Source organism: Deinococcus rhizophilus (assembly GCF_030271215.1).
Taxonomy (GTDB): domain Bacteria; phylum Deinococcota; class Deinococci; order Deinococcales; family Deinococcaceae; genus Deinococcus; species Deinococcus rhizophilus.
Genome location: NZ_JASNGB010000004.1, coordinates 1 through 12,907, shown reverse-complemented (window position 1 = coordinate 12,907; position 12,907 = coordinate 1). Strand labels below are relative to the sequence as shown.

Below are 12,907 nucleotides of genomic sequence, written 5' to 3'. Positions count from 1 at the left end.
GCAGGTTTCGTCACTGTTCCATTCGGGCAGTCGGAGTCTGTATCAGTCGTCCGCCGCCGCGAGCTCTGCCCGGGGGCTGGTCTCCGTTTCCTCCGGCCCGGTCAGGCCCAGCAGGTGCTGCACGGCCGCACTCCATCCCTCGTCGTCCAGCACGCGGTAGAGGTGCGCCCATTGCCAGCGGCGGTAGGCGTCAGCGGCTTCGGCCATCCGCGCCTCGTCCGTGCTCGGCTGGAGGTGCCGGGCGGTGAGGCTGCCCTCCAGTTCGCCCAGCGTCTTGGGGCCGAGGGCAAAGGCGACCTGTCCTTCCTTCACCCAGGCCCGCAGGCTGTCCTCGTCGGGAAGGGCGTAGAGGATCAGCTCGCCGCCGGGATGCGGGTCGCCCGCCTCCACCAGCCTCAGCCCCGGCAGCTGGCCCGCGAGGTACGCCGCGACCGGGCCGTCAGCGTAGGCGCTCGCCCCGGTCCGCAGGTGGTTCATCGCCTCACGTGGGTCGAAACGGGGAACCGGGGCGGCGGCGGGACCGCTGTCGAGGCCCAGCCGTGCGGGGGGCCGCAGCGCCTGCCCCTGCCATTCCAGCCGCGTCCGCCCGCGCCACTCGCCTTGCACCAGGTGCGCGGCGAGGTCATGGTCGCCGTCGGCGGCCCGCGTCTCCCCGTGCTTGATCCCCCGCAGGCCCCCCGCCTGGAATTGCAGGCTGGTGCCGCGCCCGCCCACCAGCCGCGTGCCCGAGAGCGGCGAGCGCACGTGCCACAGCGGCGGCGTGTGCCCGGTGCCGAAGGGTTCGAGGGCCGAGGCCTGATGCGCGAGGTCCCCCGTGGCGGCCAGCGGGGGCAGCGGCGCGTCCAGCCGCCAGGCCGGGACCGGACGGGGAAACTGCCCCACGTAGCCGTGAATCCGGTCGCGCAGCGCCGCGAAGTTCGCCTCGTCCAGCGAGAAGCCCGCCGCGCCGGGATGGCCCCCGAAGCGCCGCAGCAGGTCCTTGCTGCGGAAGAGTCCTTCCACCGCGCTGATGCCCGGCGTCGAGCGCACCGAGCCCTTGCCCTGCGCGACGATGTACACCGGGCGGTAAAAGGTCTCCACCAGCTTGCTCGCCACGATGCCCATCACGCCCGCGTGCCAGTCGGGGTGCGTCAGGACCAGCGCGGGATCGGCAGGGTCGGCCAGCGCGAGGGCCTCGGCGTACATCCGGTCTTGCAGCACCCGGCGCTCGCCGTTGCGCGACTCCAGGTAGGTCGCCAGCGTCTGCGCCTGGTGGTCACTCTCGGTGGTCAGCAGGTCCAGCGCGAGGTCAGCTTCCCCCAGCCGCCCCGCCGCGTTCAGCAACGGCGCGAGCAGGAAGGCCACGTCGCGGGCGGTGGGCCGCTCGACCTTCTTGGCCTGGAGCATGGCCCGCACCCCCGGCAGGACCGAGTGGGCCAGTTCCTCCAGCCCTCGCCGCACCAGCGCCCGGTTCTCGCCGATCAGGGGCGCCACATCGGCCACCGTTCCCAGGGCCGCCAGCGCGGCGAGGGGCGCCGGCTCCGGGAGGCCCAGCGCCTCGTGCACCGCCCACAGCAGGTGATAGGCCACGCCCGCCCCGGTCAGGTTGTGAACCTCCGGGTCGTAGTCGGCCGTCTCGTGGGGGTGCACGACCAGCGTGGTGGGGTAGTCCTCGCCGGGCGCGTGGTGGTCGGTCACGATGACCTCCACACCCAGGGCCAGCAGCGCCCGCACCTCCTCCAGGTTGGTCACCCCGCAGTCCACCGTCACCAGCAGGTCACAGGCGGCGGCGTGTTCCTCCACCCGGTCCGGGTGAATGCCGTAGCCCTCGTTGAGGCGGTGGGGAATGAAACCGTGCACCTCGGCCCCCAGTGCCCGCAGCCCCCGCACCAGGATGGCGGTGGCCGTCACGCCGTCGGCATCGTAATCGCCGTGGATGCGGATGCGCCGCCGGGCCTGCACCGCTGCCACCAGCCGCCGCGCCGCTTCCCGCAGGGCCGGGTTGGGCGTCAGTCGCAGCGCCGGGTCCAGCCGCGCCGGAGTCAGGCCCCGCCCACGCAGCACCTGCGCGAGGGGAGCGCAGACCCCCCAGGTGCGCATGCTGTCCAGCAGGGCGTCCCGGCTGGTGGGCGGGGCCAGCAACCAGCGGGCTTCCAGCGGTGTGGGGGCTGGTGTGAGGCTGGGGCGACTCACGCGTCCTCCGGGGTGGACGGGGCAGAGGAGGCGGGCGGAACGGTCCCCAGCCGGGCTTGCAGGGCGGCCGTCAGCCGGTTCTCCAGCAGGACCCGTTCCCGGCGGCCCCGGCGCTGCTGCCATGCGGAGGACCACAGCGGGGGAAGCAGCAGCAGCGCCATGTACGCCGCTCCCAGCGCGGCGAAGAGCACGACCGCAGTGCCCAGGGGCAGCAGCGCCTCGCCCTGTCCCAGCGGCAGCGGCAGCCGCACCGGCACTGGATTTTCCAGCGCGACGAGCAGCAGGTACCCGCCCAGCGCGAGCAGCAGCAGCACCTGAACCAACTGCACGAGTCGCATATCTCCAGAGTCTACCGCGCCGCCCGGCCGCACACAGAGACGAAAAAAGGTCCCCCGCAGGGGACCCCGTTCAGCCGTGGCTGGACTCGGCTGGAGATCAGAAGTAGAACTTCAGACCCGCGCGGACGGCGGGCACGAAGCCGCGTTGCTCGGTGTCGATGTTCGTGTTCTGCACCGAGCCAGCGCCCTTGCTGCTCAGGTAGTAGCGGCCGTTGCCTTCCACGAAGGCGGCGATGGAGTCGGTCACCTGGAAGTCCACGCCGACAAGCGCGTTGACATAGGTGTCCGTGACGTTGGTGCTGGCGGTGGCTGCCGTGCGGCCGTTGCTGCTGGTCAGGCCCAGGCCCACGCCCGCGTAGGGCTGAATGTTGGTGCCGGTGTTCAGGCCGACCGTCGCGTTCACGTCCGCCGAGATGGCGTTGCGGCCGGGCTTGTAGTCGGCCGAGACGCGGGCGCCGAAGGGCCCGACGAGTGAGGAGGTGCCCACCATGCCGCCAAAGCTGGCGCAGAAGTTGACCTCGCGGCCGTCACTGTTGGGGACGTAGCAGGGCGAACCGCCCGCCGTGCTGGCACCCACGAAGACACCCGCGTACAGGTCGCCGCGTGTCACGCCGTTGGTCGTGCCCGCAGGCGTCTCGCCGATCACGACGGTGGTGGGGGGCGTCACGATGGTCGTGGTGCCCCCCGTGGTGGGCGTGGTCTGGGTGGAGCGGGCCTCGAGAGCCGCGATGCGGGCTTCCAGGGCCGCCGTGTCGGCTGCCGCACCTGCAGCACCGGCAGGACCAGCGGGGCCCGCCGGACCCGCGGGACCCTGGGGACCAGCGGGGATGTTGCGGATGGCCGTCTCCAGCGCATCGATGCGGGCGGTCAGCGCCACGGTGTCGGCGCCAGCGGTCCCAGCAGTGCCCAGTGCGTTGATGCGCTCTTCCAGGGCAGCGATGCGGGCCTGCTGCTCGGCATTCAGGCGCTCGAGGTCGGTCACGCGGGTGCTGATGGCGGCCAGCTCGGTGGCGACCTCCTGCATCCCGGCGGTGATGGTGGCGAGGTCACTCTGGCTGAGGGTGCCGCTGCTCAGCGAGCCGGACTGCAGCAGGCGGAAGAAGATCAGCGCCGCTTCGTAGCGGGTGATGTTCTGGTTGCCGCGGAAGGTGCCGTCCGGGTAGCCCTGAATCAGCCCGCGCTGCACCAGCAGGTCCACGGCGTCCTTGGCCCAGTGTCCGGCGGGCACGTCGGTAAAGGTCACGACCTGGGCCGGGGTGGCGGTGGTCGTCGTGGTGGTGGTCGTGTTGGTCTGGGCGCTGGCGGCACCCAGGGCCAGGGCCAGGGTCGAGACAAGAGTCAGGGACTTACGCATAATTCTCCTTTGAAGCGCGGGAAAGCGGCTGATCCGCCCCGTTGCACGGCCTCACCGTAGAAAGATGCCGTGAGGACGCCATGAACTGTAACCCCTTTCGCCATCCATCTCGTGACGGTTTCTTCTCAGAAACCTGAAGTCGGGGACTTGTCTAAATGCGGCATGAGGAGTCGCTCACCCAAGATGAGGAAGCTGACCCGCCTCTCAGAAAGGGGTGGGGCGGGAAGTTGACTCCGGGGTCACGCGGGCTGCCAGCCCTGAGGCGGGCTCCCTATACTGCCCCGCATGAGTCAGATTCACCTGCGGGCGCAGCCCGGTGACGTGGCCGAATTCGTGCTGCTTCCCGGAGATCCAGGCCGGGCACGCCGGATCTCCGAGACCTACCTGGAAGATGCCCGCCTGTACACCGAGCACCGCCAGTTGCTGGGTTTCACCGGGACCTACCAGGGCGTGCGCGTGAGCGTCCAGACGACCGGGATGGGCTGCCCCAGCGCAGCGATTGTCACGGAGGAACTCGCACGGCTGGGGGCGCAGACCCTGATCCGGGTGGGCACCCTGGGTGGCGCGACCCCCCGCGTGCAGCCCGCCGACTTGGTGGTGGCCACCGCCGCCGTGCCCAACGACGGCACCACCCGGCAGCTGCTGGGCGGCGCACCGTATGCACCCGCCGCCAGCTTCGAGGTGGTGGAGGCGGCAGTCGCCTCGGCCCGTGCGCTGGGGGTGCCGCACCACGCGGGGCTGATCATGACCGAGGACGCCTTTTATGCCAGCACGCCCGAACATGCCCGGCTGTGGGCCTCGCGCGGGGTGCTGGGCTTCGAGATGGAGGCCAGCGCCGTCTTTCTGGTTGCCGCCCAGCACGGCCTGCGGGCGGGCTGCCTGACCGCGTGCAGCAACGACATCGGGGACCCGCAACTGGTGCCCGACGAGGTGCTGGCGCAGGGGGTGGACCGCATGGTGCGGGTGGCGCTGGACGCCGTCGTGCGGCTGGCCGGAGCCGAAGGCCACTGACCCCGGCGGCCGGGCGTGGCAGGATAAACCCATGACGATGCTCGACGAGATCGACCTCCAGAATCTTCAGCTCGATCAGCACGGCCCCATCGCGGTGCTCACGGTGAACCGCCCGAGGGCGCTCAATGCCCTGAACGCCGACACCTTCGCCGAGATCAGTGCGGCCCTCGACGCGGTCGTGGACGTGCCCGAGATCGGGGCACTGATCGTGACCGGGGGCGGCGACCGGGCGTTCGTGGCGGGGGCCGACATCAGCGAGCTGGCGGAACTGGAGGACGTCTACCAGGGCCGCGAACTCGCGCTCGGCGGGCAGGACGTGATGCAAACGGTGGCGAATCTGCCCATTCCCACCATCGCGGCTGTGAACGGCTTCGCGCTGGGCGGCGGCCTGGAACTGGCGCTGGCCTGCGACGTGCGCGTGGCGTCGCCGGGGGCGCGGGTGGGGCTGCCCGAGGTGTCGCTGGGATTGATTCCCGGCTTCGGGGGCACCCAGCGCCTCGCCCGGCTGATCGGCGCGGGTCCGGCGCTCGACCTGATGCTGACCGGGCGGCAGGTCACGGCAGAAGAAGCCCTGCGCCTCGGGCTGGTGAACTACGTCGCCGACGACCCGCTGCAAAAGGCCCGCGAGGTCGCCGAGCAGATGGTGCGGCACGCGCCCATCGCCCTCTCGCTGGTCAAGGAGGCGGTGCGCCGGGGCCTGGACACCTCGCTGGAGGCGGGGCTGGAGATCGAGGCCGACCTCTTCGGGATGCTGGTGGCGACCAAGGATTTCCGCGAGGGTACGTCCGCCTTCCTCGCCAAGCGCAAGCCGGAGTTTCAGGGTGAGTGAGCCCCGGACGCCGCCTGAGCCGGAGCGTTCGGGCCGGGAGCGGCTGGAGCACGGCGCGGGTGAATCCAAGTTCACCCTCAGCGTGGCGGGCGGGCACCTTCAGGACGTGGAGGGGCGGCACGGCGAGGCGGAGGGCGTCACGGCCCCGCCGCCCGCCGCCGACGTTCCGGCAGACGGGCGCGTCGTGGAGTTCACCACTCCCCGCGCCAAACTGATCGCGGAAGCGGACGGCGCGATTCTCGCCGACCTTCAGGGCTACCCGCGTGCGCTCGCCGCCTACCAGGCCCTGCGCGGCGATCCCGAGGCGCTGGCCCACTGGGACATGGCGAATTACATCACCATGCGCAAGCTGGGCTACAACGACCACGGGCGGGTCCACTCCTTTATCACGGGCGCGGCGAGCATGGCGCTCACCGAGCTGCTGCTGGAAGCCGGGGTCCGGCCGGACATCATGGAGTCGGGCGTGGGCGACGCCGACGACGTGTTTCTGGCGGTGATCCTGGGCACCATGCTGCACGACATCGGCAACCAGATTCACCGCAGCGGCCACGAGGCGCACGGGGTCGCGCTGGCCCTGCCGATTCTCGACCGCATCCTGGGACCGGTCTATGCCGACCCCTTCAAGCGGACGAAGGTGCGCTCCTTTATCCTGGGGTCCATCAACAGCCATGACCTCAGCCCGGTGCCGCTGACGCTGGAGGGCGGCATCACGGCGGTCGCGGACGGCACCGACATCACCAAGGGGCGCGGGCGCAAGGCGTTTGCGATGGGCAGCGTGGACATCCACTCCATCAGTGCCCTGGCGGTCGATCAGGTCGTGATCGAGCGCGGGCGCGAGAAGCCGGTGCTGATCAGCGTCACCATGAACAATTCCGGCGGCATCTTTCAGGTCGAGGAGGTGCTGGCTCCCAAGGTGATTCGCACGCCCATGAGCCGCTACGTGGAGCTGCGGGCCTGCACCCGCGAGGACGGCGACGAGCAGATTCTGCGCCGGGTGCGGCTCGACGGCGACCACTTCGTGATGGACCTGGAGGGCGGCGAGCGGGTCGTCGCGCCCGTGGTCGACCGCCGGGAGCAGGTGATGCAGACGGTGGCAGACGTGCTGGAGGGAGCCAAGCCGGGATCTTGACCGCGCAACTCGCCTGACGGGGGTCCGGGAGGGCACTGGGCTTCACCGTCCCCGGCCTCCACATCCCCCGCCCGGCCCGCGCCGCTACACTGGCCGGGTGACGAGGGGTTATGCCACCGCTGTTTCTGCCGCCGCCTTGCTGGGCGGCGCCCTTGCCATGGGCCTCGCCGCCGGGGACACGGGCCGCCTCGCGCCGGGGCTGATGGTGGGCAGCGTGCCCGTCGGCGGCCTGACCCCCGCCGAGGCCCGCGCCCGGCTGACCGGGCAGACATCTGCCATTCCGCAGGTCACCGTGCAGGCCGGAAAGAAAACCTGGACTGTTCCGGCTGCCCGCCTGGGCTGGAGCGTGGACCCGGCCGCGAGTGTGGCGGCGGCGGTGCAGGCCTCGCAGAACCGCGACCTGTGGCAGAAGGTGCGCGGCATGGTCGGCCAGGCGCCCTCCCGGACGCTGCCGCTGGTGACGCGGGTGAACGAGGCCAGGGCGCGGGCGGCCCTGGAGGTCCTGACCCGCGACCTCGCCACCCGTCCGAAGAACGCGGCCATCTTCTTCGACAAGGTGAGCCACCGCTACGCCCTGAAGCCCGACCAGCCGGGGCGCCGTCCCAACGCGGCGGCGGCGGCCCGCGCCTTTGCCGCTGACCCCTCCCAGACGCGCCTCTCGCTGCCCGTGACCGAGTGGCCCGCCGAGCACACCGCCGCCGAGCTGCGTCCCCATGTCGAGCGCGGCAACCGCCTGATGCGCCCCCTCACAGTGAAACTGAATGGGACGGACCGCGCCGGGGCGCTCACTGCCTTGCAGGTCGCGGACCTGTACTGGGTGCGCGAGGGCGGGATCGAGCCCGACGAGAGGACCATCCGGGCCGCTTTTGACCGCCTGTCCGGTGAGCTCGACCAGCCTGCGCGCAACGCCCGGTTCCGCAACGAGGGCGGCAGACTCGTCAAGGTGCCCGAGGTGTCCGGCCGCGTCACCGACCGGCAAAAGGCGCTCGCGGCTTTCCGGGGGGCGGTGCTCGATCCGGCCAGGGCGTCGGTGGTGTTCGCCTCCAAGGCCAGCCGCCCTGGCCTGAAGCTGGCCGACCTGCCGGATCCCGGCAAGCTGGAGCTGATCGCGCGGGGCAGCAGCACCTACCACGGCAGCAGTCCCGAGCGCCGGACCAACGTGGCGGTGGCCGCCGCGAAGATCCACGGGTACGTGGTGCCCGAGGGCGGCGAGTTCAGTTTCCTGTCGGCGCTGGGCAGCATCACACCCGAAAACGGCTTTGTCGGTGGCCTGATCATCAGCGGGGGCCGCACGGTGGAGGGCCTGGGCGGAGGCGTGTGCCAGGTGTCCACCACCGCGTTCCGGGCGCTGTACCAGGCGGGCCTCCCCGTCACCGAGCGCCACCAGCACTCCTACCGGGTGGGCTACTACGAGCCGGAGGTGGGCTTCGAGGCCGCCGTGTACGACCCGGGCCTCGACCTGCGCCTGAAGAACGACACGGGCGGTCCCCTCTTTGTCAAGGCGATCAATGACGACGCGAAGAGCACGCTGGAAGTGCAGGTCTGGGGGATCAAGCCGCAGCGCAAGGTCACCGTCAGCCCCGCCGTCATCCACCGGTACACGCCGCACCCGCCCGCGCAGTACGTGGTGAACCGCACCCTCGCCTCCGGGGCCGTGCGGCAGGTCGACTGGGCGAAAGACGGCTACGACCTCTCCATCACCCGGACGATCAAGGACGCCAAGGGAACGCGCACCGACCAGACGAAGACGAGCTACCAGCCGTGGCGGGCCGTGTACGAGGTGGGGCCGAGGTAGGGGAGGGCCCCTACAGCCCCTCCCAGAAGTCCCGCAGGTCTGGCGCCAGCGGCGCCTCCGCCGCGAACTGCGTTCCCCCCCAGGGAAAGGCGATGCGGGCGGCGTGCAGCGCCTGCCGGGGCAGCAGCAGCCGCGCGGTCAGCTCCGGCGTCTGCCCCTGCTCCATGAAGTCGAGGAACGCCTGCGGATCGCGCCCGTAGATCTTGTCGCCCACCATCGGCAGCCCGAGGTGCCAGAGGTGGGCGCGAATCTGGTGCAGCCGCCCGGAGCGGGGATAGGCCTCCAGCAGCGTGAAGCCGCCGCGCCGCTCCAGCACCCCGAAGTCGGTGACGGCGGGCCGCCCGTCCGGCACCACGGCCTGCCGGATCACGATGCGGTTCGCGCCGCCCAGCCCCAGGTCGCCCAGGGGCGCGTCCAGCGTGGTCCGCTCCCAGCCCGGCGAGCCGTGGACGATGGTTTGGTAGGTCTTGCCCACCAGATGCTCCTTGAACAGGGTGAAAAAGCGCCGCGCGGCGTCCGTGTCGCGCGAGAGCAACTGGGTGCCGCTCGTCTCGCGGTCGAGGCGGTGCGGGGGCGCGAGGCCCGGCTCGCCCGTCTCGGCCCGCATGAAGCCCAGCACGTCGGGCACGTCCACCCGCGCCCGCACCGGGTGGGTCAGCCACAGCGCGGGCTTGTGGATCACGTAGAAGTCGGGATGCTCGACCAGCACGCGCGGCTTCTCGGTGGGGGGGAGCAGGGAAGCGCGGGCGGGCACGCCCGGCAGGCTAGCAGAGGGCCGGGGACATTCCGGAGCGGGCCGGGAGTACGCTGAACCTGACGGGGCGAGGCCAGCCGACCGCGCCCCTGCGAGGAGGGGTGCGAATGCGCTTACAGGACAAGGTGATTGTGGTGACCGGGGCCGCATCGGGCATGGGGCTGGCGATGGCCCAGCTGTTCACGCGGGAGGGCGCGAAGGTGGTCGCCGCCGACTGGAACGCGGCGCGACTGGAGGCCGCCGTGGGCGAGATTCGGGCGGCAGGGGGCGAGGTCACCCCCTCGCAGGGCGACGTCTCCGACCAGGCGAGCGCCGAGGGAGTGATCGACCTCGCGGTGTCCACCTATGGGCGGCTGGACGTGCTGGTGAACAACGCCGGGGTGATGGACTACATGGCGGGCGTGGGCGAACTCACCGACGAGGTCTGGACGCGGGTGCTGGGGATCAACCTGAACGGCCCGATGTACACCAGCCGCCGCGCCGTGCAGCAGATGCTGGAGCAGGGCGCGGGGTCCATCGTGAACGTGGCGTCCACGGCGGCCCTCAGCGGGGGGGCGGCGGGCGCGGCCTACACGGCTTCCAAGCACGGGCTGATCGGCCTGACCCGTTCGACGGCGTGGATGTACGCCCAGCGCGGGATTCGCTGCAACGCGATCTGCCCCGGCGCGACCCGGACCAACATCGCCGAGACGATGCCGCAAGACCGCCTCGACCCTGCCGGGGTCGCCCGCGCGGGGGCCTTCGCCGCGCTCATCCCGGCGTATCTCGACAGCCTCGACATCGCGCAGCTCGCCCTGTTCCTGGCGTCGGACGAGTCGCGCTACATCAACGGGGCGATTATCCCGGCGGACGGGGGGTGGACGGCGCTCTAGAGCATGTGCCCTAAGAATGCGGTGGGTTTCCGCATTCGTTGGCCGAGCGGACTTGCAAAGCTGCGCAGCAGAGCGAGCGAATTGAAGAAGAGCATTGGGCATTCGGGGAGGCACCTGGGGCGCCCTTCCCCGGGGGCCGTCATTCTGTCCAATGCGCTAGGCCAGCCCCAGTCCCGCCCGGATCTGCTCCTCGTCCGCCTGCGCCCCGACCAGCACGCGCTCCACCTGACCGCCGGGGTCCGTCACGAGCAGGGTGGGGAAGACATTTACCCCGTAGGCCCGGCGCAGCGTGCCGTCCCGGTCCAGCAGCAGCGAGCCGCCGTAGACCTGTTCGGGCACCTCGCCCCGCCGGGCGTCCACCACCCGCAGGTCCAGCCCGCCCGCTGCGGCCAGCCGCCCGATAAAGAGGTCGATGCCGTCGCAGGGGGCGCACCCCTCGCTCTTGAAGTACAGCAGCGTGCGCCGGGTCAGCCCCAGCGCGGGCGGCGGCGCGACCGTCCGCCCGGCTTTCACGGTGGAACGGGCGAGCAGCGCACCGAGGGCGCGGCCCAGGAAGGGGGGAAGACGCAGCCTGATCTGCCGGGGTGGATGGGTCATGGTGCCGGGGGATACGGGACGGCCCGCGCCGGGGTTCCCCGACCCGCCCTAGAGCATTTGCCATAAGAATGCGGTGGGTTTCCGCATTCGTTGGCCGAGCGGACTTGCAAAGCTGCGCAGCAGAGCGAGCGAATTGAAGAAGAGCATTGGGCAGAATGGAGGCACCTGGGGCGCCCTTCCCCGGGGGCCGTAATTCTGTCAAATGCTCTAAGCCACAAGGCCCACGTTCCCGCCCCGCCGCCGTTGTTATGCTCCTCCCCGACATGCCGTTCGACTCCCGCGCCCTGACTGCCCTCGACTTTCCGCGAATCCGCGACGCCCTCTCGGAGCGCAGTGCCACGTCGCTGGGGGTGGAACGGGCGCGGGCCATGACGCCCTCCGACGACGCCGGGCGCATCGCCCGCGAACTCGACGAGGTGGAGGATGCCCTCTTCGGCGTCAGCCTCAGCCTGGGCGGGATTCAGGACATCCGCGAGCTGCACGCGCGGGCGGAGGAGGGGCGGGTGCTGGCGGGGAGCGAGCTGCTGCAAGCGGCCTACTCCCTCGACGGCGCGATGACGGTCAAGCGGGCGATTGGCACCAACTCGCGTGGTCCGCTGCGCGACGTGGCGCTGGGGCTGGGCGAACACTCCGAACTTGTGCGGCGCTTCCTGTCGTCCCTCGACCGCGACGGCGGCGTGCGCGACGACGCCTCGCCCCGGCTGCGCGACCTGCGCGGGCGCATCGAGCCGCTGCGGGGCCGCATCCGCGAGCGCGTGACCGCCACGCTCGACAAGTGGGCCGAGGTCTTGCAGGAACACATCGTCACCATCCGCCGCGACCGCTACGTGCTGCCGGTGCAGGCCAGCCGGGTGGGGCAGGTGCAGGGCATCATCGTGGACGCGTCGGCGTCGGGGCAGACCTACTTCGTCGAGCCCGCGACCATCACGCCCCTGAACAACGAACTCGCCCGGCTGATTCTGGACGAGGAGGCCGAGGTCCGGCGCATCCTCACCGAGCTGTCGGGCCTGCTGGCGAACGACGCCGATATCCCGATGACCCTCGTCACGGTGGGCGAACTCGACCTGATCGCGGCGAAGGCGCGGCTGGCCCGCGACTGGCACCTCAACCGTCCCGAGCCGGTGGGCGATCACAGCTACGACCTGCGGGAAGCGCGGCACCCCCTGATCGAGAATCCGGTGCCCAACGACATCGCGCTGGGCGACACCAAGATGCTGCTGATCACCGGGCCGAACATGGGCGGCAAGACGGCGACCCTCAAGACGCTGGGCCTCGCTGTTCTCATGCACCAGTGCGGGCTGTACGTGGCGGCGGCCTCGGCGCGGCTGCCGGTGGTGCGCGACGTGCTGGTCGATATCGGGGACGAGCAGAGCATCGAGGCGAGCCTCAGCACCTTCGCCTCGCACCTCAAGCACCTGCGGTTCGTGCTGCGGCACGCGGCCCCCGACACGCTGGTCCTGATCGACGAGCTGGGCTCCGGCACCGACCCCGCCGAGGGCGCGGCGCTGGCGCAGTCGCTGATCGAGACGCTGCTGGGGCAGGACGCGCGGGGCATCATCACCTCGCACCTCTCGCCCCTGAAGCTGTTCGCGCTGGAGACGCCGGGTCTGAAAAACGCCTCGATGGGCTTCGATCTGGAGGCGCTGGCTCCAACCTACCAGCTGCAGGTGGGCCAGCCGGGGCGCTCCTACGCGCTCGCCATCGCGCGGCGGATGGGGCTGCCGGGGGACGTGTTGGCGCGGGCCGAGAGCCTGCTGGGACCCGACGCGGGCCTGATGGAACGGATGCTGGAAGGGCTGGAGCGCGAACGCGCGGACCTCGCGGGAGAACTGGAACGCACCGCCGCCGCTCGCCGCGAGGCCGAGGCCGAACTCGGGCGCGTGCGGCAGGAGCGGGGGACGCTGGAGCAGCGCCGCAACGAGATGATCGCGGAGGCCGCCCAGAAGGCCGAGACGCTGTACGCCGACGCCATCGAGCGCGTCCGCAGCCTGCGGGCCCGCGCCCAGGAGGACAGCGCCCGCCCCCGCGTGATGCAGGAGCTGCGCGAACTGCGCAC

General features: G+C 71.3%; 11 protein-coding genes. 6 read left to right on the top strand and 5 right to left on the bottom strand.

Annotation, left to right across the window (positions count from 1 at the left end; translation table 11 throughout):
* Positions 1–42: 42 nt before the first annotated feature.
* The 3 genes from QOL99_RS01140 to QOL99_RS01130 form a co-directional block, all read right to left on the bottom strand.
* Positions 43–2,079: a DHH family phosphoesterase gene (locus QOL99_RS01140; protein WP_285520813.1), complete on the bottom strand. Its 2,037-nt coding sequence runs from the start codon at positions 2,077–2,079 to the stop codon at positions 43–45.
* 89 nt (positions 2,080–2,168) lie between these two features.
* Positions 2,169–2,510: a LapA family protein gene (locus tag QOL99_RS01135; RefSeq protein WP_285520774.1), complete on the bottom strand. Its 342-nt coding sequence runs from the start codon at positions 2,508–2,510 to the stop codon at positions 2,169–2,171.
* A 97-nt stretch (positions 2,511–2,607) separates the two neighbouring features.
* A complete protein-coding gene (locus QOL99_RS01130; RefSeq protein ID WP_285520773.1) occupies positions 2,608–3,864 on the bottom strand; it encodes an S-layer homology domain-containing protein in 1,257 nt (418 codons plus the stop codon).
* Between the two features lie 285 nt (positions 3,865–4,149).
* Here QOL99_RS01130 and QOL99_RS01125 point away from each other — a divergent pair, with 285 nt between their 5' ends.
* The 4 genes from QOL99_RS01125 (at position 4,150) to QOL99_RS01110 (ending at position 8,628) form a co-directional block, all read left to right on the top strand.
* Entirely contained in the window at positions 4,150–4,875 is a 726-nt protein-coding gene (locus QOL99_RS01125) for a phosphorylase family protein (RefSeq protein ID WP_285520772.1), read from the top strand.
* Positions 4,876–4,906: 31 nt separating this feature from the next.
* Positions 4,907–5,704 (top strand): enoyl-CoA hydratase/isomerase family protein, encoded by a 798-nt coding sequence (locus tag QOL99_RS01120; protein WP_285520771.1) that lies wholly within the window; start codon positions 4,907–4,909, stop codon positions 5,702–5,704.
* 43 nt (positions 5,705–5,747) lie between these two features.
* Complete coding sequence (locus tag QOL99_RS01115; protein WP_285520812.1) at positions 5,748–6,833, top strand: phosphohydrolase; 1,086 nt, start codon at positions 5,748–5,750, stop codon at positions 6,831–6,833.
* Between the two features lie 97 nt (positions 6,834–6,930).
* A complete protein-coding gene (locus tag QOL99_RS01110; protein WP_326522565.1) occupies positions 6,931–8,628 on the top strand; it encodes a VanW family protein in 1,698 nt (565 codons plus the stop codon).
* A gap of 10 nt (positions 8,629–8,638) precedes the next feature.
* On the opposite strand, the gene QOL99_RS01105 is transcribed toward QOL99_RS01110, so the two are convergent.
* Positions 8,639–9,382, bottom strand: coding sequence for an RluA family pseudouridine synthase (locus QOL99_RS01105; RefSeq protein WP_285520770.1), 744 nt, complete (start codon positions 9,380–9,382; stop codon positions 8,639–8,641).
* Between the two features lie 107 nt (positions 9,383–9,489).
* On the opposite strand from QOL99_RS01105, the gene QOL99_RS01100 reads away from it, so the two are divergent.
* The gene (locus QOL99_RS01100) at positions 9,490–10,254 is read left to right on the top strand and encodes an SDR family oxidoreductase (RefSeq protein ID WP_285520769.1); all 765 of its coding nucleotides are present in this window, start codon (positions 9,490–9,492) and stop codon (positions 10,252–10,254) included.
* Positions 10,255–10,410: 156 nt separating this feature from the next.
* On the opposite strand, the gene QOL99_RS01095 is transcribed toward QOL99_RS01100, so the two are convergent.
* On the bottom strand, positions 10,411–10,851 hold the full coding sequence (locus QOL99_RS01095) for a TlpA family protein disulfide reductase (protein WP_285520768.1): 441 nt from the start codon (positions 10,849–10,851) through the stop codon (positions 10,411–10,413).
* A 263-nt stretch (positions 10,852–11,114) separates the two neighbouring features.
* Here QOL99_RS01095 and QOL99_RS01090 point away from each other — a divergent pair.
* Positions 11,115–12,907, top strand: a 1,793-nt coding sequence (locus QOL99_RS01090; protein WP_285520767.1) for an endonuclease MutS2, incomplete at its 3' end; no start/stop codon positions are given.